Source organism: Paenarthrobacter sp. (assembly GCF_031180005.1).
Lineage (GTDB): Bacteria > Actinomycetota > Actinomycetes > Actinomycetales > Micrococcaceae > Arthrobacter.
In genome coordinates this window covers 16,641-36,780 of the sequence record NZ_JAPSHI010000032.1, presented here as the reverse complement: position 1 = coordinate 36,780, position 20,140 = coordinate 16,641, and the positions used below count along the sequence as shown (strand labels likewise).

Annotated in this window: 20 protein-coding genes; 13 read left to right on the top strand and 7 right to left on the bottom strand. The window is 62.7% G+C overall.

What is annotated here, in order from left to right:
- The first annotated feature begins 204 nt into the window (after positions 1-204).
- Positions 205-951 (top strand): HAD family hydrolase, encoded by a 747-nt coding sequence (locus tag RIF72_RS17735; protein WP_375164251.1) that lies wholly within the window; start codon positions 205-207, stop codon positions 949-951.
- On the opposite strand, the gene RIF72_RS17730 is transcribed toward RIF72_RS17735, so the two are convergent.
- Genes RIF72_RS17730 through tmk form a run of 3 tightly spaced genes read right to left on the bottom strand, consistent with a single transcriptional unit; the run spans position 948 to position 4,470 of the window.
- Complete coding sequence (locus RIF72_RS17730) at positions 948-2,600, bottom strand: alpha/beta hydrolase (protein WP_309076143.1); 1,653 nt, start codon at positions 2,598-2,600, stop codon at positions 948-950. The genes RIF72_RS17735 and RIF72_RS17730 overlap by 4 nt on opposite strands.
- An 8-nt stretch (positions 2,601-2,608) precedes the next feature.
- The gene (locus RIF72_RS17725; protein ID WP_309076142.1) at positions 2,609-3,760 is read right to left on the bottom strand and encodes a DNA polymerase III subunit delta'; all 1,152 of its coding nucleotides are present in this window, start codon (positions 3,758-3,760) and stop codon (positions 2,609-2,611) included.
- The gene (tmk, locus tag RIF72_RS17720; RefSeq protein WP_309076141.1) at positions 3,757-4,470 is read right to left on the bottom strand and encodes a dTMP kinase; all 714 of its coding nucleotides are present in this window, start codon (positions 4,468-4,470) and stop codon (positions 3,757-3,759) included. Before tmk ends, RIF72_RS17725 begins: the two co-directional genes overlap by 4 nt.
- Positions 4,471-4,543: 73 nt before the next feature.
- Here tmk and RIF72_RS17715 point away from each other — a divergent pair, with 73 nt between their 5' ends.
- Positions 4,544-5,728, top strand: coding sequence for an aminotransferase class I/II-fold pyridoxal phosphate-dependent enzyme (locus RIF72_RS17715; protein WP_309076140.1), 1,185 nt, complete (start codon positions 4,544-4,546; stop codon positions 5,726-5,728).
- 10 nt (positions 5,729-5,738) lie between these two features.
- Positions 5,739-6,080 (top strand): DUF2516 family protein, encoded by a 342-nt coding sequence (locus tag RIF72_RS17710; protein WP_309076139.1) that lies wholly within the window; start codon positions 5,739-5,741, stop codon positions 6,078-6,080.
- Positions 6,081-6,102: 22 nt separating this feature from the next.
- On the opposite strand, the gene RIF72_RS17705 is transcribed toward RIF72_RS17710, so the two are convergent.
- A complete protein-coding gene (locus tag RIF72_RS17705) occupies positions 6,103-6,924 on the bottom strand; it encodes a class I SAM-dependent methyltransferase (protein ID WP_309076147.1) in 822 nt (273 codons plus the stop codon).
- 112 nt (positions 6,925-7,036) lie between these two features.
- On the opposite strand from RIF72_RS17705, the gene RIF72_RS17700 reads away from it, so the two are divergent.
- Positions 7,037-7,783, top strand: coding sequence for a phosphoglyceromutase (locus RIF72_RS17700; RefSeq protein ID WP_043469799.1), 747 nt, complete (start codon positions 7,037-7,039; stop codon positions 7,781-7,783).
- A 136-nt stretch (positions 7,784-7,919) separates the two neighbouring features.
- On the opposite strand, the gene phoU is transcribed toward RIF72_RS17700, so the two are convergent.
- Positions 7,920-8,573 (bottom strand): phosphate signaling complex protein PhoU, encoded by a 654-nt coding sequence (gene phoU / locus RIF72_RS17695; protein WP_309076138.1) that lies wholly within the window; start codon positions 8,571-8,573, stop codon positions 7,920-7,922.
- A 199-nt stretch (positions 8,574-8,772) separates the two neighbouring features.
- Between phoU and RIF72_RS17690 the strand changes: the two genes are divergently transcribed.
- Entirely contained in the window at positions 8,773-10,050 is a 1,278-nt protein-coding gene (locus RIF72_RS17690; protein WP_309076146.1) for an ATP-binding protein, read from the top strand.
- Positions 10,047-10,727 (top strand): response regulator transcription factor, encoded by a 681-nt coding sequence (locus RIF72_RS17685; RefSeq protein ID WP_020608526.1) that lies wholly within the window; start codon positions 10,047-10,049, stop codon positions 10,725-10,727. Before RIF72_RS17690 ends, RIF72_RS17685 begins: the two co-directional genes overlap by 4 nt.
- Before the next feature lie 198 nt (positions 10,728-10,925).
- Here RIF72_RS17685 and RIF72_RS17680 read toward each other — a convergent pair whose 3' ends face one another.
- Positions 10,926-11,462 carry a hypothetical protein gene (locus RIF72_RS17680; RefSeq protein ID WP_309076145.1) on the bottom strand — a complete coding sequence of 179 codons (537 nt, stop codon included), beginning with the start codon at positions 11,460-11,462 and terminating at the stop codon, positions 10,926-10,928.
- Positions 11,463-11,755: 293 nt separating this feature from the next.
- Between RIF72_RS17680 and RIF72_RS17675 the strand changes: the two genes are divergently transcribed.
- The 6 genes from RIF72_RS17675 (at position 11,756) to rlmB (ending at position 16,754) form a co-directional block, all read left to right on the top strand.
- Complete coding sequence (locus RIF72_RS17675; RefSeq protein WP_011690592.1) at positions 11,756-12,238, top strand: CarD family transcriptional regulator; 483 nt, start codon at positions 11,756-11,758, stop codon at positions 12,236-12,238.
- A 267-nt stretch (positions 12,239-12,505) separates the two neighbouring features.
- Positions 12,506-13,288: a 2-C-methyl-D-erythritol 4-phosphate cytidylyltransferase gene (ispD, locus tag RIF72_RS17670; protein WP_309076137.1), complete on the top strand. Its 783-nt coding sequence runs from the start codon at positions 12,506-12,508 to the stop codon at positions 13,286-13,288.
- Positions 13,288-13,845 (top strand): 2-C-methyl-D-erythritol 2,4-cyclodiphosphate synthase, encoded by a 558-nt coding sequence (gene ispF, locus RIF72_RS17665; protein ID WP_309076136.1) that lies wholly within the window; start codon positions 13,288-13,290, stop codon positions 13,843-13,845. The genes ispD and ispF overlap by 1 nt, the downstream gene beginning before the upstream one ends.
- Complete coding sequence (locus RIF72_RS17660; protein WP_309076135.1) at positions 13,838-14,191, top strand: hypothetical protein; 354 nt, start codon at positions 13,838-13,840, stop codon at positions 14,189-14,191. Before ispF ends, RIF72_RS17660 begins: the two co-directional genes overlap by 8 nt.
- A 35-nt stretch (positions 14,192-14,226) precedes the next feature.
- Positions 14,227-15,681 (top strand): cysteine--tRNA ligase, encoded by a 1,455-nt coding sequence (cysS, locus tag RIF72_RS17655; protein WP_309076134.1) that lies wholly within the window; start codon positions 14,227-14,229, stop codon positions 15,679-15,681.
- 80 nt (positions 15,682-15,761) lie between these two features.
- Positions 15,762-16,754: a 23S rRNA (guanosine(2251)-2'-O)-methyltransferase RlmB gene (gene rlmB, locus RIF72_RS17650; protein ID WP_309076133.1), complete on the top strand. Its 993-nt coding sequence runs from the start codon at positions 15,762-15,764 to the stop codon at positions 16,752-16,754.
- 192 nt (positions 16,755-16,946) lie between these two features.
- On the opposite strand, the gene RIF72_RS17645 is transcribed toward rlmB, so the two are convergent.
- Positions 16,947-17,756 carry a carbon-nitrogen hydrolase family protein gene (locus RIF72_RS17645; RefSeq protein ID WP_309076132.1) on the bottom strand — a complete coding sequence of 270 codons (810 nt, stop codon included), beginning with the start codon at positions 17,754-17,756 and terminating at the stop codon, positions 16,947-16,949.
- Positions 17,757-17,995: 239 nt separating this feature from the next.
- Here RIF72_RS17645 and glgX point away from each other — a divergent pair, with 239 nt between their 5' ends.
- Positions 17,996-20,110, top strand: coding sequence for a glycogen debranching protein GlgX (gene glgX / locus RIF72_RS17640; protein ID WP_309076131.1), 2,115 nt, complete (start codon positions 17,996-17,998; stop codon positions 20,108-20,110).
- Positions 20,111-20,140: the final 30 nt, after the last annotated feature.

Genomic DNA, 20,140 nt, shown 5'->3' with positions numbered 1-20,140 from the left:
TCACGCAAGACATAACTGTAATAGAGGCAGCGTACCCGGGTCAAAACGAGGGCGGTGGCGGCCGTTGCGGGGATGTTCACCCACGCGTCGGACCGGGTTCAGGCGGTGGTTTCCCGGCAGCCGGAAGCTGGGGAATCAACTGTGGTGAGATCCAGCCGCCATGCAAACACGCGAAGTCGCGCAACAAGCCGAAGGAGCCGCTCCATGACAGGGGACGCAATGACCGGGGACGAAATCAGCATGAACGACAGCCATACCCCGAACCGGCTGAGGCTCGCCGTCGTGGACATGGTGGGCACCACCATCACCGATGATGGCCGTACAGAGCGGGCCATGTCCAAGGCACTTGTGGAGCACGGCATCGAACCGGGTACCAGCCGGTTCGAGAGCATGCTCGGCTACGCCCGAAACACCATGGGTTTCTCGAAGATGACCGTCTTCGGCCACCTCTTCGATGATTCCGCTGTGGCCGAAAGCGCAAACAAGATCTTCGAAAAAACCTATGACGAGCTCATTGAGGACGGCGGTGTCCGTGCCATTGCCGGAGCGGAAGATGCCATTCTGTGGATGCGTGAGTCCGGCATGCAGATTTGCCTGGCCACGGGGTTCGGCCGCCACACGCAAAACATGGTGCTGGAATCGCTCGGGTGGATGGGCTTGGCGGATCTCAGCCTTTGCCCTGCCGATGCTGGACGCGGACGTCCCTACCCGGACATGATCCTGACAGCCGTGCTCGCGCTGGACCTCGATGACGTGCGGGAGGTGGCAGTGGTGGGTGATACCAGCTCGGACATGCTTTCGGGCGTTCGTTCCGGAGCGTCCCTCGTGGCGGGCGTCCTGACCGGCTCCCACTCGGAGGCGACGCTACGCGCGGCCGGAGCCACCGTCGTCGTGGATTCCATCAAGCAGCTCCCGCTCCTGGTGGAGAAGCGGGAAGCCAAGCACCTCTAGCATGTGAGGCCGTCCTGCGGCAGCTTGCCATCTACGAAGTAGTCGTCGACGGCGGTGCTGACGCAAGAGTTCGCGCGGCCGTAGGCTGTGTGCCCCTCACCTTCCCACGTGACGAGCGAAGCATTCTCAAGTTGCTTGCGCAGCGACTGGGACCACTCGAGCGGGGTGGCGGGATCGCCGGTAGTACCCACCACCACGATGGGCGAAGACCCGTTGTATTCCACTGGTGCCGGGGTGCGGGTGCTGGGGTAGGGCCAGTCCTTGCAGGTGACACCTCCGTAGGCGAAGAACGATCCGAACGTGGGGGAGTCCTGCAAGAGACGGACTTCCTCGGCCCGCATGCCGGCAGTGTCCGCAACCATCGGATAGTCCAGGCAGTTGATGGCCTGGAAAGCGAAAGCGGAGTTGGAGCTGTAGCTGCCGTTGGGTTCGCGGTCTGCACCCAGGTCGGCAAGCCGCATCATTTGGGAGACGTCACCGGAGAAGGCGCTCTCCAGGGCCTGGGTCAGAGCCGGCCAACTTTGGTCGTTGTAGAGGGGCAGGATGAGGCCGTTGACGAAGTCGTTGGCCGTCACCAACCGGCCGTCCTTGGCGGTCTGCGGATTCTGGTCAACGGCGTTGATGAGGTCACGAATTTCCTGCACACCGTTGTCCACGGATCCGCTGAGGGGGCACTGTTGTTGTCCCTGGCAGCTGGTCACATAAGTGCGCAGGGCCTTTTCGAAGGCACGTGCCTGACCGGCTGTTAGTTCCTCGTTGCTGATGGCTGGATCCACCGCACCATCAAGGACCACCCGGCCCACGTTGTCCGGGAAGAGCGAAGCATAGGTGGATCCGAGGAACGTGCCGTAGGAGAATCCCAAGTAGTTGAGCTTGGCATCGTTCGCCACGGCGCGCAGGATGTCCAGGTCCTTGGCAGCGCTCACGGTATCGATGTGACCCAACACATCACCGGTCTGCTGGGCGCACTGCTCAGCGAAAGCTTTGTTAAAGGCAAGCGCGGCAGCAAGACCTTCGTCAGTGTTCTTGCGGAACACCTTTTCGCGGGCAGCGTCACGTTCGGCGTCGGTCATGCAGGTCACAGGAGCGGAGCGGCCCACGCCCCGGGGATCAAAACCAACCACGTCGTAGTTGGCCCGTAGCTTCTCCGTGAAGTGGGTGTTGCCGGCATCCTTGATGAAATCCACGCCGGAGCCACCAGGTCCGCCGGGGTTTACCAGGATTGACCCTTGCTTGTTGGCGGTGCTGGGCAACTTGATGACGGAAAGTGCGATGTCCCCGGACTCCGGATTAGCGTAGTCCTTCGGCACCTGGACCTTGCCACAGTGGTAGCCGTCCTCACACGAGGTCCACTCCACCGGCTGCGAGTAGAACTTTTCCAACCCTTCAGGAGCTGAGGCAGCGATGGACGGATCAGCCGTGCTGGTGGAGGGCTTGGCCGTTGGGGTTGGCAGAAACGGGATGGTGCAGGCGCTCAGTACCAACAAGGAGGCAAGGGCTACGCCTAGAGACGCGAACCCACGGCGGGATCCCTGTCCTGTAAGGCCGCGCCCTGCGACACCCCGACTTGCCGAACCACCACCCGCATCAAGCTGGGCAGACCGGTCCCTTGAAGGGGTACCGGCGGACCGGCGGGGTGCGGACTTCATGCATTCTCCTATTGCTGGATGAGGCTAGTGGCCATGGACTCGACCGCCAACAGCGGCGCCACGTTGGTGGTGGTGATTCGGACACGGGCTTTGTTGATGGCGTCCATCCGGGCCAGGGTGGTCTCCGGCGTTGAATGGCCCGCGTATTCTTCCAGTTCGCTCTTGAGTTCAACGTTGACCAGTTCCACTGCGTTCCCCAATTGAATGATCAGGACGTCCCGGTAGAAGGACAGAAGATCCGTCAGCGTGCGGTCCAACGAGTCAGTGATGGAGCGCTTGGCGCGCCGTTTCTGGTCGTCCTCAAGTTGCTTGACCTGGCTACGCATGGACGGTGGGAGCGTGCCGGATTCGGGCGCGCCCAAGCTCGCCAAGAGGGCAATCTTCTCTGCGGCGTCGCGTTCGTCGTTGGAGCTATTGGCTTCTTCGGTGGCAATCTTGACCAACTTTTCGGCCATCATCACGGCAGCGGTGACGCCCCGCAGGCCAAGCGGGATGCGCACGGTATCCAACCGACGTTGCCGCGCATCGGCGTCGCGGGCCAAGCGCCGGGCGATCCCTATATGGCTTTGCGCGGCCCGCGCCGCACGGTCCGCGAGTTGGCGTTCAACCCCGTCCCGCCTCACCAAAAGGTCAGCAACGTCCGAGGCTGGCGGCAACCGCAGGCTCACGGGACGGCATCGCGAACGGATGGTGACCAGGACGTCGGCGGGAGAGGGCGCACACAGCATCCAGATGGTCCTGGGCGTGGGTTCCTCGATGGCTTTCAGCAGAACGTTGGTGGTGCGCTCGGCCATGCGGTCAGCGTCCTCCACAACGATGATCCGCCACCGCCCCGTGGCCGGCCGATCGCCTGCCTTGGACACAAGTTCGCGGGCTTCGTCGATGGTGATGGTGACCTTCTCGGTGCGCACGAATGTCACATCCGAGTGCGTCTCACCAAGGATCGTGTGGCACGCTGCGCACTCACCACAGCCACGCATGGTGACGTCGTCCTGCTCGCAGTTCAACGCGGCGGCGAAGGCCTTGGCAGCGTTTGAACGGCCGGATCCCGGCGGGCCGGTGAAGAGCCACGCGTGGGTTAGCCCTGCTTCACCCTGCGCCGCCTGCTTGAGTTGGGCAACGACTGGCGCTTGCCCTTGAAGATCGTCCCAGACGCTCACGGGCGGTCGCCCGAAACGGTTTCGCCCTCCACAGGCGCGCCGGACACACGCACGTCGTTCACGGGCACGGCGTTGCCAACGAGCAGCAACTCCACCCGCTCCAAAATCCGGGCCGCCAACGTTTCAATGTCGGCCTTGGCGGGCAGCACCAGGTAGCTGGACGGTGCAGCTGCTGCGAGGTCCAGGAATGCGTGCCGGATGGCGGAATGGAAGTCGTCAGGCTCGGACTCCAGCCTGTCCTCGGTGGCGTCCCCGGCGGTGCGGCGTTGGCGACCGTCGGAGGGGTCGACGTCGAGCAGTACCGTTAGGTCCGGATGCAGGCCTTCCGTGGCCCATTCGTTGAGTGACAAAACTCCTTCGGCGCCGAGGGTGCGGCCGACGCCCTGATAGGCAACGGAGGAATCAATGTAGCGGTCAGTAATGACAACGGTTCCGTCGGCCAGAGCGGGACGGATCACCTGGCTGGCATGGGCGGCGCGGGCGGCGGCGAACATGAGGGCTTCGGTACGGGGATCGATGGTGCCGTGCCCGTGGTCCAGGACCAGGGAACGCAGTTTCTCGCCGATGGGGGTGCCGCCTGGTTCGCGGGTGCGCAGCACGGAAAGCCCTCGTGCCTCGAGGGCGTCAGAGAGCCGGGCGGCCTGCGTGGACTTGCCCGCTCCGTCTCCGCCTTCGAAGGCGATGAAAAGGCCTGGGCTCTTAATACTCACTCGACTAGCCTACCGATCACCGGCATACGAGGCGCCTTTTATCCACAGCATTGCCCACGACTACGCTGAAAGCATGAGCCTTTCCGATCAGCACGCCGCCGATTTGTCTCCGGAAACTGTTGTAGTTGCGGCTGGCCGCCCCGACCGCGCTCACGACGAACCGGTGAATCCGCCCATCGTCCTGTCCTCCACGTACTTCGGAACCGGTTCATTGGGCGACGGGGACCGCGGTTACGGGCGCTACGCGAACCCCACCTGGGATCCTTTCGAGGATGCACTGGCCAAACTCGAAGGCGCCACGCTGCCCGGCCTGCTCTATGCCTCCGGACTGGCCGCGGTCAGCTCAGCGTTGTCGCTTGTTCCCGCCGGCGGCGTGGTGGTGATGCCCTCGCACAGCTACGCAGGCTCGCTGGTCATGGCCACTGAACTGGCGGAGAAGGGCTTCTTGGAGCTTCGCACCGTGGACATCACGGACACGGACGCAGTGAAGGCGCTCATCAGCCCTGACAACGGCAAGAAGGCCGACCTTCTCTGGCTGGAAAGCCCCACCAACCCGATGCTCGGCATCGCCGATGTCCGCGCCCTCACTGAAGCCGCGCACGCAGTCGGCGCAATCGTGGTCACGGACAATACCTTCTCCACACCCTTGGTGCAGCAGCCACTCAGCCTGGGGTCCGACGTCGTGCTTCACTCAGTGACCAAGTACCTGGCTGGCCATTCGGACGTAGTCCTTGGCGCCTTGGTGACGTCCAACCCGGAACTGCGCGCCACGTTGCTTCACCACCGGATCATTCACGGCGGCATAGCCGGACCTTTCGAGGCCTGGCTGGCACTGCGAGGCCTCCGCACCTTGGCGCTGCGGATCGAGCGTTCCCAAGCTTCTGCGGCAACGCTCGCCGAACGTCTCAGCAGCCACCCCCGCGTGGAAGCCATCCGGTTCCCCGGCCTCCCGACGGACCCGGGCCACGAACGCGCCAAAGAGCAGATGAAGGGTTTCGGTTCAATTCTCTGCATCCAAATCGCAGCCGACGAACAACGTAGCGGTGCTGACGCCGCAGACGAATTGGTCCGGGCTTTGCAGCTCTGGCTGCCGGCGACATCCGTGGGTGGGGTCGAGTCTTTAATTGAACGCCGACGCCGGCACACGGCTGAGCCGCTCAGTGTTCCCGAGAATCTGGTCCGGTTGAGCGTCGGAATCGAGAACGTGGAGGACCTCTGGTCCGACCTTGAGCAAGCGCTGAAGTCGCTGGACGGTTAGGCTGGAGAGCGTGGACGGAAAATTCTTGATCGCGATTGTCACCAACGCGGTGTACTTCATCCTTGGCCTGGTAGCCCTTGCCTTGGAACTGTGGGCCTTCGCGGACTGCCTGCGCCATAAGCCGACGCTCTTCGTGGCGGCCTCCAAGCGCACTAAGACCTTTTGGCTTGCCCTCACGGGCGTGGCCCTGGCGATCGGCGCCCTGACCGTCCTCTCCGGTGGCAGCGGCCTCGGGTTGTTCGGCATCGCTGCCGTCACTGCGGCTTGCGTCTACCTTGCCGATGTCCGTCCCGCCGTGCGTGAGGCCGGCAGCGGCGGCAACCGAAATGTCGGTCCGTACGGCCCCTGGTAACGGCGCTACTGGTAAATCGGCCTTAGCGGGGCGCCACGGCGTCCCACGCCACCGTCACTTCACCCAGACGCCACCGGGCGGGACCATCCTGAAGCGGCCATCCGGCGTCGCGCAGTGAACGGCACATGCCCGTCCAGCGCTGCCGGTTTCCGAACGACGCCAAGGGTGCCGCTTCCAACCACGCCTTATCCATGGCCTGTAGGAACGCGTGGATCGGTTCGCCCGGCACATTCCTGTGAATCAGGGCCTTGGGCAGCCGCTCTGCCACCTCCGACGGCAGCTCAAAACTGCCGAACCGCACGGAAAAACTGAGGCTCAACGGGCGCTCCGCATCCAAAGCGACCCACGTGACGCGCCGGCCGATTTCGTCGCAGGTGCCGTCAATGAACAAGCCGCCGGGCGCCAGGCGCGACTGCACCAACCGCCAAATCCCGGCCACGTCGGCTTCCTCATATTGCCGCAGCACGTTGAAGGCCCGCACTAGAACCGGGTCACCGGGAACAGGAACTTCAAAGCCGCCTACGTGGAAACTCAGCCCTGGCCGCTCGAGTGCTTTGGCGCTCCGAACGCGCTCCGGTTCAATCTCGATCCCGCAGACCCGGACATCCGGTCGCACGGTCTGCAGCCTTTCGAAAAGCTCGACGGCGGTGGTCGGCGAGGCGCCATAGCCAAGGTCCACAACAAGGGGGTCGACGGCGGCGCGCAGCCGCCACGCTTGGGGTCCCGCTAACCAGCGGTCCAGGCGACGCATGCGATTGGGGTTCGTGGTGCCGCGAGTGATGTTGCCAACCGGCTTACCACCCCGACTTCGGGGAGAGCCCACCCGTTCCGCTTTTTGCACCACGGCCCCCACTTTATCCTTGCCTGCTTTATCCCCGCCTGCATCCGGTCTGCGGGATTCGTTGCCGGACGTAACGCCGGGCAGGGCACGTAACTGCTCGGCTAGGATGAAAACCATGACTTACAAGCTGATTCTGCTGCGCCATGGCCACAGCGAATGGAACGCCAAGAACCTGTTCACCGGTTGGGTGGACGTTGACCTGAACGATCAAGGCCGCGAAGAAGCAGTGCGCGGTGGAGAGCTCCTGGTTGAGAACGAGATCCTCCCGGACGTCCTCTACACCTCGCTCCTGAAGCGTGCCATCAACACCGCCAACATGGCCTTGGATAAGGCCGATCGCGGCTGGATCCCCGTCAAGCGCGACTGGCGCCTGAACGAGCGCCACTACGGTGCCCTCCAGGGCAAGGACAAGGCCCAGACGCTTGCCGAATTCGGCGAAGAGCAGTTCATGGAATGGCGCCGCAGCTACGACACCCCGCCGCCGCCCCTGTCCGATGACAGCGAATTCTCGCAGGCACACGACGTCCGCTACAAGGATCTCGGCGACGCACTTCCGCGCACCGAGTGCCTCAAGGACGTCCTGGTCCGCCTCCTCCCTTACTGGGAATCGGACATCAAGGAAGACCTCAAGGCCGGCAAGACTGTCCTGGTCACCGCCCACGGCAACTCCCTGCGTGCCCTTGTGAAGCACTTGGACGGCATCAGCGACGACGCCATCGCCGGGCTTAACATCCCCACGGGCATCCCGCTGGTCTATGAACTGGACGAGGACTTCCAGCCCATTAACCCGGGCGGAACCTACCTGGACCCCGACGCAGCAGCGCAGGCCATCCTCGCCGTGGCCAACCAGGGCAAAAAATAGGGCTTCGCGGTTCTTCGCCGGATGCTCGGTCGTTCCTCCCTTAGACGCATTCCGGCCGAAGAACGCGCTGCGCCGCAGTTAAAGGCAGGCGGCCGGTCACCTTAGGTGACCGGCCGCCGTCGTCGTTAACTCAGGGCTAGAAGCCTTCAGGCTGCCATTCGCCCGTCACCAGGTAGGTGACCTTGCGGGCGACCGAGACGCCGTGGTCGGCAAAGCGCTCGAAGTATCGGCTGGCCAAGGCGACGTCCACGGTGGTGGACGGAGTTTCGTTCCACTCGGGGGAAGCAATGGCCTTGAAGACACTGAGGTGGAGGTCGTCCACGGTGATGTTGATCTTGAGGATGTCGCGGGCTACCTCAAGATCGCGGGTCTCCAGCAGTTCAATCACCTTGGCGGTGATCTCGATGTCGTGCTGGGCCATGGCCTTAAAGGTCTGGGTCAGCGAAGCGGGGATCACAGTGGCCGGGTAGCGCAGGCGCGCGAGCTGGGCAACGTGGCGGGCCAGGTCACCCATGCGTTCAAGCGACGCACTCATACGCAGCGAACCCACAATCATGCGGAGGTCGCTCGCGACAGGACCCTGCAGGGCCAGGATGTCGATGGCGCGCTCGTCGAGGCTGTTCTGCAGGAAGTCGATGCGGGCATCTGCCGCGATGACGTCCTGGGCAAGATCCACGTCGGCGCCTTCGAAGGACGTAGTAGCCTTCGTGATTGCTTCGTGAACCAGCTTGGAGATCTCGATGAGGTCGTCACCTACCTGGGTGAGCTCCTCCTGAAAAACCTTGCGCACTAAGGCGTCCTTTCCTTGGAAATCCTGTTCCCATGATGGGGGTCGGATTTCAAAACCATTGACAGTCCAACCAGTAACTGTGTCAGGGGCCAGTGAACTGTTCGACTCCTTTAGATGAACGTTAGTTGAACCGTCCGCGTTTGGTGCCGGATCTCTGCTTGCCCGTGTTTCCACAGCATAAGCTGGACACGTGGATCCATTGCTCGTAGGTGTCGTCGCAGGCTTGGTTGGCCTGTCATTGGGCGTCTTTGGCATGCTCGCATTCAGGATCAGTGAGCGGCAACGCAGCATCGTGGACCTGGACGTTACTGAGCCCCTGCTTCCCGAGGGCGCAGCGGAAGTACTTGCCGTCGTCGGCCGCGCTTTTGTTGTAGTAGACGCGATCGACGGAGTGGTTCGCGCGAGTCCGGCAGCCTATGCCTACGGCCTGGTGCGTGGCCACACGGTGGTCCACAAGCAGCTCCTGGACATGACCGCAAAGGTCCGCCGGGACGGTGTGATCCTGGAGGAACAGTACGAACTCCCGCGTGGTCCGCTGGGCAAGGGCACCATTGTGGTCAAAGTACGGGCGGCCATGCTCGGTTGGGAATACATCGTGCTCCTGGCCGATGACCGCACTGAGATTACCCGCACCGAGGAGATCCGAAACGACTTCGTGGCCAACGTGTCCCATGAACTCAAGACCCCGGTGGGCGCCATCTCGCTCCTGGCAGAGGCCCTGGAAGCATCGCCGGATGACGAAGAAGCCGTGCGAAGGTTCGCCAAACGCATGCACAAGGAGTCCGGTCGGCTGGCAGCCCTGGTCCAGGACATCATTGAACTTTCCCGTTTGCAGGGCGCCAACGTTGCCCAGCAAGGCCACCCCGTGGACATCAATACGGTGATCACAGAAGCCGTGGACCGCTCGCAGCTGCCGGCCGAGAGCAAGAATATCCAGATCGTGGTCGGCGGGCACTCTGAGTCGCTGGTCTTCGGCGACCGCGACCTCCTGGTGACTGCCCTCCGCAACCTGATCGACAATGCCATCCGCTATTCACCGGAAAACACGCGGGTGGGTGTCGGCGTCCGGACACGGGAGGGCGTGGTGGCCATCTCTGTCACGGACCAAGGCGAAGGCCTGACGCCGGAGGACCAGGAGCGCGTGTTCGAGCGCTTCTACCGCGTCGACGCGGCACGATCCCGGCATACCGGTGGAACAGGCCTGGGGCTCAGCATCGTCAAGCACGTCGTGTCCAACCATGGCGGTGAAGTGACCGTGTGGTCCCAACCCGGCCAAGGATCCACCTTCACCATCCGCCTGCCCGAGATGGAAGGCCAGGACGACGACGCCGGCCTTCCGGCTTCCGCTGCGGTTGCCTCTACCGAACTTCCGGCGGCTGCTGCCGCCGTCGAGCCTCATCACGCGATTCAACAACCCCATCACGTGAATCATCAAGGGGGCGCCAGCGGCGCCCAAGAGCAAGGAGCCAGCGCTTGAGCCGGATTTTGATAGTGGAGGACGAAGAGTCCTTCAGCGACCCCCTGTCCTATCTCCTGGGCAAAGAGGGTTTTGACGTCGAGGTAGTGGACAACGGCAGCGACGCCTTGGTGGAATTCGACCGGAACGGTGCCGACCTGGTTCTCCTGGACCTGCAGTTGCCGGGAACCCCGGGCACGGAAGTGTGCCGACAACTTCGCCAGCGCTCCAGCGTCCCCGTCATCATGCTGACGGCCAAGGACTCGGAAATCGACAAGGTTGTTGGCTTGGAGCTTGGCGCCGATGACTACGTCACCAAGCCCTATTCCTCCCGGGAGCTCGTTGCCCGCGTCCGTGCGGTGCTGCGCCGGCAGGGTGAGCCGGAGGAACTCATTACGTCCACAGTGCAGGCCGGTCCTGTCCGCATGGACATCGAACGACACGTGGTGAGTGTCAACGGGGAGCAAGTTTCGCTGCCGCTCAAGGAGTTCGAGCTGCTGGAGATGCTGCTGCGCAACTCAGGCCGGGTACTGACCCGCGGCCAGTTGATCGACCGTGTGTGGGGTTCCGACTACGTGGGGGACACCAAGACGCTCGATGTGCATGTGAAGCGGCTTCGTAGCAAGATCGAGCCGGATCCTTCCGCGCCGCGTTACCTGGTCACGGTGCGCGGTCTGGGTTACAAGTTCGAGCCGTAAAGCATCTCCCGCCGGCGACGCGCATATTCGTTGGCGCCACGTAGAGCGGTTGGCGCCACCCGGATTCCGGTGTCGCCAGTCCGATAGGGTGGCACTGGTGAATAGGGGTGTCTGCAGCGGCAACCATATACAACAAGGAAGGGTCCCGCCTCTCGGTGGGACCCTTCCTTTGCTGTAAACCTTGGAGCGTGCTGACCGCTAGTGGCCGGCGGCCGGAGCCTCTGAAGACGTAGCCGTGGACGTCGGCGTTGCCGTCGGGGTTGGCGTGGTCGGCAGGTACTTGGTGTACTCGGGCAGAGTGCCGTCAAGCACAGGGACGTTGACAGTTGCGGAATCGGAACCGCTGCGGATGGTGATGGGAACCAAGCCACCGGGGATGACACCCGCGGTGCTGAGGATCGCCGCATCCGCGGTGTCGGTAAGGAAAGTCTCCCCGTTGGCCTTGACCGGGATTTCAGTCTGGGCGCCGTTGGCACCACTCATGGTGAGGGTGGCGTCCGTGGCGGAGGTGTTGAAGACCGCGCCGATAACACGGCCGGGCTCGTTCTCGCCCGAGGCAACAATCAGGATGTTGCGCAACTGCAGGGGACCGAGATCAGCCTTGATCCCGTCCGATGCCGAGTACTGGTGGGTAGTCTGCTGGGCGTTGACGAATCCGCAGCCGGTGACGGACAGAAGACCGACGCCGATTGCAGCCGCCGCAATTGCCAGCTTGCCGCGCTGGACAGGGTTCATCGCAGTATTGCGCACGACACCTACTCCTCAAGAGTCATTGGAACACTTTTCAGCCATAGCCTATCGGCAAACCCCCCGAAATATGGATTCGGGAAGGCTATGTGGCGCCGTCAACGGAGGAGATCTTGATCGCACGTTGCTTGCTCGAAGCATCTTTCCGGGAATACGTCAAGACCTTGGAGGAAGTCGTTTAGGGCCTCATTCCCTTTATTGGCGCGGCAGAAGGCCCTGTTCGATGCCAGTCGTATGCCTTAATCGTGATAGACTAATCTGCGGGAAAGGGGAAAGTCCACATGGTTTTTGAGGTCGGCGAGACAGTAGTTTACCCTCACCACGGTGCAGCAAAAATTGAGGAAATCAAGATGCGCACCATCAAGGGCGAAGAGAAGATGTATCTCAAGCTCAAGGTGGCTCAGGGTGATCTGACCATTGAAGTTCCAGCAGAGAATGTTGACCTTGTTGGGGTCCGGGACGTAGTGGGCAAAGAAGGCTTGGAGCACGTGTTTGACGTTCTCCGCGCCGAGTTCACTGAAGAGCCTACCAACTGGTCACGTCGTTACAAGGCGAACCTGGAGAAGCTTGCTTCAGGCGATGTCATCAAGGTGGCAGAGGTCGTTCGCGATCTTTGGCGTCGTGATCACGATCGCGGCCTTTCCGCAGGTGAGAAGCGGATGCTGGCCAAGGCGCGGCAGATTCTGATTTCAGAACTGGCCTTGGCTGAGAAGACAGACGAAGAGAAGGCTGCAAGCGTTCTTGACGAGGTCTTGGCTTCCTAAGAATTGAGCCCGGTGGTGCGGAAGCGCCGCCGGGTTTCTTTTTGCCACAAAGCAGGAGCGTGGCCTCGCTGGATGTATCCCTGGTGCATTGTGGCGGCCGGGGACACTCATATTCGTCCCCGCCACAGCAACGGGCCGCCGCCACCCCAATCTGCGTGTCTTGGGCCCGTTTTCTGGGCGTAGAGGAATATGCGTGTCGTAGCCACAACAGCGCGGAACTACCCGGAATGTGGGTAATCCATGCACATTCCGCATAATCTTGGGCGCATGAGTATTCCTTCCAAGCGCGCCGTTACGGCCGTGATCGTGGTTGCTGCCGGCTCCGGTGAACGCCTCGGCTACGGCATGCCCAAAGCCCAGGTTCCGCTGGGCGGCGAAACCATCCTGATGCATGCCCTCCGGGGTGTGGTTGCGTCTGATGTCGCGCGCCAGATTTGCGTCGCCGTGCCCAAGGGGGACACTGCGCTGCGCGAATCAATCTCCGAGTTCACCATTGACCTGGTGGACGGCGGACCCGAAATTTCAGTTGTCGACGGCGGTTCCTCCCGCGCGGATTCTGTCCGCGCCGCCATGGCTGCCTTGGAGGACGGAACCGAACTGGTACTGGTCCACGACGCCGCACGTGCCCTGACTCCGGAACGGGTTTTCCAGCGCGTCTCTGACGCTTTGGCTTCCGGCGCGAAGGCCGTTATTCCCACCATGCCTGTGGTGGACACCATCAAGACCGTTGCCGAAACGAACGGCTCTGACTCCTCCATCGCCCCGGAGGTGGTCACTGGAACGGCTCCGCGCGAGCAGCTCCGTGCCGTGCAGACCCCGCAAGGTTTCGAACTGGCTGTGCTACGAAAAGCCCACGAAGCCGCTGGACTTTTCGACGACAAGCAGTCCGCAACTGTCACCGACGACGCCATGCTGGTGGAGCTCCTCGGGGTTCCGGTCCACGCTGTCCGCGGGGCCAGCCAGTCGCTGAAGATCACCACGCCCTTGGACCTGATCATTGCCGAGGGATTGCTGGAAGGCCCGCTGGGAATCCGTTGGGTGGAAGGCTGATGGCACCGAACCAAAACGTGATGCTTCCCCGCACCGGCGTCGGCATAGATGTCCACGCCTTTGCCCCCGAAAATGACCCACAGCCACTGTGGTTGGGTGGGCTCTTCTGGGAAGGCGAACAGGGGCTTTCAGGGCATTCCGACGGCGATTGCGTAGCTCACGCCGCTGCCGACGCACTCTTTTCCGCATGCGGCATCGGTGACCTCGGCACCCACTTCGGCACTGACCGCCCCGAGTTCGCAGGAGCCTCCGGGGTGAAGCTCCTTGGTGAAGCGGCACGCATTGTGCGCTCGGCAGGATTCGAGATCGGCAACGTCGCAGTGCAGTTCGTGGCCAACCGTCCCAAGTTTGGTCCGCGCCGGGAAGAATCCCAGCGGGTCTTGAGCGAAGCTGCCGGCGCACCGATCAGTGTCACGGCAACCACCAGTGACGGCCTCGGATTCACCGGCCGCGGCGAAGGTATCTCCGCTGTTGCCACAGCGTTGGTATACCCGGTCTCGGGACACCAAGCGACGGCAACCGAGCCCGGTCCCGCGAAAGGTGCGCCACATGGTTAAGCCAAGTACCGGCGTCGTGCGTTCCGCTGTGTTGTCCGCAGGCTTGGCGGTATCGCTCCTGCTGAGCGGCTGTGGCGGGACCCAAACCTTGGACGTTGCAGCCAGCTGCGAATTCCTGAACAACGACACCTTCAAGCCCGACGGCCATCAGCAGCAGCAGTCCAAGCAAATCGCTGAGCACTACCACGAGATCGCGGGCAAGCTTGCTCCGGAGATCGGAAACCCCATCAAGGAAATGGCTGCGATCATGGACGAAGCGGCGTCGTCGTCCCTCGGCGCGGCCACCCAGGACCAGCAGGAGAAGCTCAAGGTGCAGTTCAACAAGATCGGCGAATACTGCAAGTAGGCAGCTCACGCCGCGTCATCGGCTAATCTGGAGCGGTGACCCTGCGCTTCTATGACACCGCCTCCGCCGAAGTCCGCGACTTCGTTCCCCTCGAAGACGGCAAGGCCAGCGTGTACTACTGCGGGGCCACCGTCCAAGGAATGCCGCACGTGGGCCACGTCAGGTCGGCCATCGCCTTCGACCAACTGACCCGCTGGCTCGAATTCCGCGGCCTCCGGGTTACGGTGGTGCGCAACGTCACGGACATCGACGACAAGATCCTGGCCAAGTCCGCGCAGTCGTTTGGTCCGGACTGGGATGCTGAACCGTCGGCGCGCCAAGCCGAAGAGTGGTGGGCCCTTGCGTACCGCTACGAGCAGGAGTTCGAGAACGCCTACGAATCCCTCGGCGTCCAACGGCCCACTTACGAACCCCGCGCCACCGGCCACATTCCGGAAATGCACGCGCTCATCCAGCGCCTCATCGACCGCGGCCATGCCTACCCCGCGCTGGACGATTCCGGCGACGTCTACTTCGACGTCCGTTCCTGGAGCAAGTACGGCTCGCTGACGCGGCAGAATATTGATGACATGCAGGGAGCGCCCGACGCCGACCCCCGTGGCAAGCGCGACCCTCGCGACTTCGCGCTGTGGAAGGGTTTCAAAGACGGCGAACCCGTCACCGCAAAGTGGGAGTCCCCTTGGGGTGCCGGCCGTCCCGGTTGGCACCTCGAGTGCTCAGCCATGGTCACCAAATATCTTGGGCCGCGGTTTGACATTCACGGTGGAGGTCTGGACCTTCGCTTCCCGCACCACGAGAACGAAATGGCCCAGTCCCAGGCCGCCGGTGACGAGTTCGCCAACTTCTGGATGCACAACGGCATGGTCACTTACGAGGGCGAAAAGATGTCCAAGTCCATCGGTAACACCGTGAGCCCGGCCGAGATGCTGGAGCTCGCCTCACCGCGCGTGGTTCGGTATTACCTCGGTCAGGCACACTACCGCTCCATCCTGGATTACCGGCCCACGTCGCTGCAGGAGGCCACAGCAGCCGTCGAGCGCATTGACGGTTTCATCCACAAGGCATCCGCCAAGGTGGGTACGGACGCCTCGGACGTTTCCCCGCAGGCCAACATGCCCGCTGCTTTCATCGCGGCCATGGATGACGACCTTAACGTGCCCCAGGCCCTCGGCGTGCTGCACGAAACCGTGCGGGCGGGAAATACGGCACTGGCCTCCGGCGACTTGGAGAGTGCGAAAACCGCTCTGTACAGCGTGCTCTCCATGACCGAAGTCCTTGGCCTGGATTCGGTGAAACGTCCGGAAGCTGTACAAGGGCGCGAGCATGCCGCCCTGGAAGTGCTGATCGAAGCTCAACTCGAAGCCCGTGCCGCTGCCAGGGCCAACAAGGACTGGGCAGCATCCGATGCTATCCGTGACACACTCGCCGCGGCCGGCGTCGTCGTCGAAGATGGTGCGGATGGCGCCAGCTGGAGCCTCAAACGCGACTGACAAACCGGCGCGGCGGCCGAATTGCATCGGGTCAGTAGACTTGATTCCAGACTTACTCACAAAATCAAGGATGGAATCTCATGGCCAATAATGGTCGCCGGTCGGTCAAGCAGAAGAAGGGCCCCACCACCGGAACCGGTGGCCACGGCCGCAAGGCCCTGGAGGGTAAGGGTCCCACGCCCAAGGCGGAGGAACGCACTTACCACAAGGCATACAAGAACAAGCAGCTGGCTGAGCGCTCCGCTGCCAAGCGCGGAACGGGCACCCGTCCCGGTGGCGCCGGCGCGCGCTCGGGCCCCAAGGGCCGTGCCACTGAAGAACTGGTGACGGGCCGTAACTCGGTGGTCGAAGCGCTCCGCGCCGGCATCCCGGCCAAGGCCCTGCACGTCGCCATCCGCATTGAGATGGACGACCGCGTCAAGGAATCCCTCAAACTCGCGGCTGAGCGCGGCATCCCGCTGCTCGAAACCGGCAAGGCTGAGCTGGACCGCATGACAGAGGACGCCGTCCACCAGGGCCTCGTTCTGCAGATCCCGCCGTACGAATACGAGGATGCTTACGACCTCGCCGAGGAAACCCTCGCCAAGTGGAAGAAGGGGCACATCTCCAACGCCCCCATCTTCGTCGCGCTGGACGGCATCACCGACCCCCGCAACCTCGGCGCGATCATCCGCTCCGTATCCGCCTTCAGCGGCCACGGCGTCATCGTGCCCGAGCGTCGTTCCGTCGGTGTCACTGCGTCCGCTTGGAAGACCAGTGCCGGCGCCGCCGTGCGCGTCCCGGTTGCCCGTGCTGCGAACCTCAACAACGCGCTCAAGCAGTTCAAGAACATGGGCATCTACGTCCTTGGCTTGGACGGCGACGGCGACGTCTCGCTGCCCGACCTCACCGTTGCAACGGAACCCGTGTGTATTGTGGTCGGTTCCGAAGGCAAGGGCCTCAGCAGGCTGGTCCGCGAGAACTGCGACCAGATCGTCTCGATCCCGATCGACTCTGCCATGGAGTCGCTCAATGCATCCATGGCCGTCGGAATCTCGCTGTACGAAGTGTCGAGGCAGCGCGCCGCTAAGTAATCCTTGGTGAGGCGGCGTGGCCGTCATCCTCCGCGTGCTGCTCCTTCGTCGCTTTGACGCACGCTTCCGGATGACGGCCACGCCGCCTTTCGCTGCCGGTTTTCTTTTGGGCTACGTATACCGGATGATGCCACCTATATCCGGGTAGCGCCCATCCGTTTGCGTGGCGCCGGCGAATTTGAGTGGCGTCCGTCAGAAGTCGCGGCGGTTGGCCAGCACTGGGAGTTTGGTACGGGCTTCTTCCACAATGGCAGGGTCGAGATCGTAGAAAATGACACCCGGTTCGCCTTCCAGGGCTTCCAACACCTGGCCGAACGGGGATACGACGGCGGAGTACCCCACTCCGGTGGGCGCGGTGCCTTTGACTTCTACGCCTTGGGTGGCCGGATCGCCTTGGCCGCAGGCGAGCACGAACGTGGTGGTGTCCACTGCGCGGGCGCGGGCGAGGAGTTGCCACTGCTCGGCTTTGCCCGGGCCGGATCCCCACGAGGCAGAAACGATATTCACCATGGCTCCTCGCTGTGCGTTGGCCGTGAATAGGGCAGGGAAACGGATGTCGTAACAGGTAGCCAAGCCAAAGGTGAGGCCACCGGCGTCGAACGTCACGGGATCTGTACCCGCCTCAACGGTGTCCGATTCCGCGAAGCCGAACGCGTCGAAAAGATGTATTTTGTCGTAGCTCGTTTCCACACCGGGTCCGGTGGCCAGAAGCGTGTTCCGGACACGCGGGAATCCAGAATCGGAGGGAGTGCCCGGAGTGAACATGCCCGCTACGATCACCAACTGAAGTTCGTCAGCGAGGGATCGCACCCGGCTCGCCCATGGCCCATCCAGTGGTTCGGCGATGTCCAGCAGGGAGTTTCCGAACGCGCGCATCATTGCTTCCGGGAAGACCACTAGCTCGGCGCCGCCCTCCTTGGCCCGGCGGGCGTACTCCTCAAGGAGCCGCAGGTTCTCGGCCAGATCCCGGCCGGTGATGAGTTGGGCAAGTGCCACGCGCACGATAAAACCTCCAGTTGTCTCCGTCCCAGTATGCCAAGCGGACTGATCCGGGGCAGTAGAACGCGACACAATCGATGCGAACCAGCTCAATCGCGGAGAGTGCGAAGGCAGCATTCCAGCACGTGAGCGGCGGATGAAATCCCGCCAGTTTCGGGCAAGTAATGAAATCGCGACCCTGAACGTCGTCACATGGCAGGCCCGCGCGGTACATACTTGGCGTGGAACTAAACTTGCAAGCAATGGTTATGCCTATTTTTGACACAGAAGCTGCCCTGGACGCGTCGCAGCCCAGGCCCCTCGGACTGAGCAAGCCCCAGCCCGGGGTTTTCGACGCCGAAACCACACAGAACCATTCGGTGAACGTGGCCGTTTTCGCTCCCGACCTGGAACGGGTGGAAGTGGTGTTCCAAGCACCAGGCGAACCTTGGCGCGCGCATATTCTGTCCAATGTGCAGGACGGCGTGCACTTCGGCCTTGTGGACGGCATGCCGCCGGGCACCCGCTACGGCTTCCGCGCTGCCCCCAGCGAGGGCGGCCTCCCTCTGTCCATCCCGGCTTTGGACCTGGACGACGACGGCGACCAGCCGCTGCTGCTCGATCCCTACGGCCGCGCCGTGGACCAGCGGGGCGAGTTCCTGACAAGCGTTCACGTGGAGACAGGTTTTGACTGGGGCGATGACCAGGCGCCGCGAACGCCTATGCGCACCTCGGTGATTTATGAGGCACACGTCCGTGGCCAAACGATGCTCCACCCCGACATCCCGGAGCATCTTCGCGGAACGTACGCGGGCATGGCGCACCCGGTGATGATCCAGCACCTGACTGAACTCGGCATCACTGCTGTCCAGCTGCTTCCCATTCATTTCCACTTGGATGAGTCGCACCTCCAGGACCTGGGCATGACCAACTACTGGGGCTACAACACCGCAGCCTTCTTCGCTCCGCACTCGGACTACGCAACGGAAGCGGCGCGGACTGCCGGCCCCCACGCGGTGCAGGATGAGCTCAAGGGCATGATCAAACTGCTCCATGCGGCGGGGATCGAGGTCATCCTGGACGTGGTGTACAACCACACCGCCGAGGCCGGGCCTGACGGACCGCCGCTGAGTTTCCGCGGACTGGCGGAGAAGCGTTATTACCGGCACGATGCCCATGGACGCTACCTGGACACCACCGGATGCGGCAACACCCTGGATTTCAGTGATCCCGTGGTGGTGGATCTGGCACTGGATTCCTTGCGGTACTGGGTAAATGACTTCCATGTGGACGGTTTCCGTTTCGACCTCGCAGTGACACTGTGCCGGGATGCCAGCAACACTTTCGATCCCCAGCACCCGTTCTTGCAAGCAATTGCCGAGGACCCGGTGCTCTCTGAGGTCAAGCTGATCGCCGAGCCTTGGGATGTTGGCTACGGCGGCTGGCAGACCGGCCGTTTCCCGCAGGGATGGTCTGACTGGAATGACCACTTCCGCGATGGCGTCCGAAGCTTCTGGCTGTCAGACCGGGCTGCCATGGAGGCCGGTGGCCAAGGTGGCTCGGTGGCGTCCTTGGCTGAGCTCATGGCGGGCTCTGCCAATCTCTTCGCATCATCCGGCCGCACCCGCCTGGCCAGCGTCAACTTCATCACCGCCCATGACGGCTTCACGCTGAAGGACCTGGTCAGCTACGACCGCAAGCACAACGAGGCCAACGGCGAGCAGAACCGCGACGGACACGGCGACAACCGAAGCTACAACCATGGTTTCGAAGGCCGCAGCGAGAACGAGGCCATCGTGGCTGCCCGGTCACTGTCCATCCGCAACCTTATGGCGACGCTGCTGCTGTCCTTTGGCGTTCCGATGATCACAGCCGGTGACGAGATCGGCCGTACACAGCAGGGCAACAACAACGCCTACTGCCAGGACAACCCCACGGCATGGCTGGATTGGAGCCGGACCCAGGAAGCCAATGCCATGTTTAGGACTACCCGTGAACTGGTCCGGCTCCGACGCTGGTTCCTGCGTCACCAACCTGAAAGCTTCCCAGGACAGGCCAACGACTCGAGCCTTCAGTGGTTTGACGATAAGGGTAAGAAGATGACTCCGGCGCGCTGGAATGATCCCAACGTCCGCTCGGTCCAGCTGCTGATGGGCCACGAGGATAGTGAGATCCGTGGCTTGATCTCGGTGAACGGCAGCAACCAGGACGTCAAGATGGTCTTGCCGGAGATCCTGAGCGAGTCGGGCATCGGCAAGCGAATGTTTGAACTTCGCTTCACAACTTCGGTGTTGCATGACCGTAGAAAAGGCGCGTTGGTGGCCTCGGGCGAGCGGGATATCCTGCAAGCCAACACCATCAACATCTACCGCACGTAGCCAACCAACCATCGAGGGGAGCCCCACCGG